At 62.6% G+C, this 958-nt stretch carries 1 protein-coding gene; it reads right to left on the bottom strand.

Annotation, left to right across the window (positions count from 1 at the left end):
- Positions 1-28: 28 nt before the first annotated feature.
- A partial coding sequence (gene purB, locus AC1DWI_RS24465; RefSeq protein ID WP_477726084.1) for an adenylosuccinate lyase occupies positions 29-958 on the bottom strand: 930 nt, incomplete at its 5' end.

Below are 958 nucleotides of genomic sequence, written 5' to 3'. Positions count from 1 at the left end.
GGCTACACGCAGTGAGCCTGGACGGGGGTTAGACCCGTTTCGCCAGTTCGGCCGCCATGCCGACATAGCTGCCGGGTGTCATCTTCAACAGGCGCTCTTTTTCCGCAGCAGGAATTTCCAGCGAACGGATCAGCGCGTGCAGGTCTTCGGCCTTCACGGTTTTGCCGCGCGTGACTTCCTTCAACTTCTCGTAAGCGCCCTGCACACMGTAACGGCGCATCACCGTCTGGATCGGTTCGGCCAGCACTTCCCAGGAGGCATTCAGGTCGTCGCCCAGCGCTTCGCGGTTGAGTTCGAGCTTGTTCAGCCCCACACCCATTGAGTTGTAGGCCAGCACGGCGTAGCCCAGCGCCACGCCCATGTTGCGCAGCACGGTCGAATCGGTCAGGTCGCGCTGCCAGCGGGAAATCGGCAGCTTTTCGCTCAGGTGGCGCAGCAGCGCATTGGCCAGGCCCAGGTTGCCTTCGGCGTTTTCAAAGTCAATCGGGTTGACCTTGTGCGGCATGGTCGAGGAACCGATCTCGCCGTCTTTCAGGCGCTGCTTGAAGTAGCCCACGCTCACATAACCCCAGATGTCGCGGGCCAGATCGATCAGGATGGTGTTGGTGCGGGCTACCGCGTCAAACAGCTCGGCCATGTAGTCGTGCGGCTCGATCTGGATGCTGTAGGGCTGGAAGGTCAGGCCCAGGCCCAGCGGCTCCGGCGTTTCAATCACGTTGCGGCTGAAGGCCTCCCAGTCGAAGTCGGGCCAGGCCGAGAGATGCGCGTTGTAGTTGCCCACCGCGCCGTTCATCTTGGCCATCAGCTTGATGCCGGCGATCTTGTCACGCGCATTGGCCAGGCGCACCACCACGTTGGCGATTTCCTTGCCGACCGTGGTCGGGCTGGCCGTCTGGCCGTGCGTGCGGCTCAGCATGGGTTCTTCGGCATAGATGTGGGCCATTTCGCGCAGCTGCGC

It is taken from the genome of Polaromonas sp. P3_C2 (assembly GCF_056402675.1).
The sequence above is the reverse complement of the archived record's forward strand: the minus strand, read 5'-3'. Positions and strand labels throughout refer to the sequence as shown.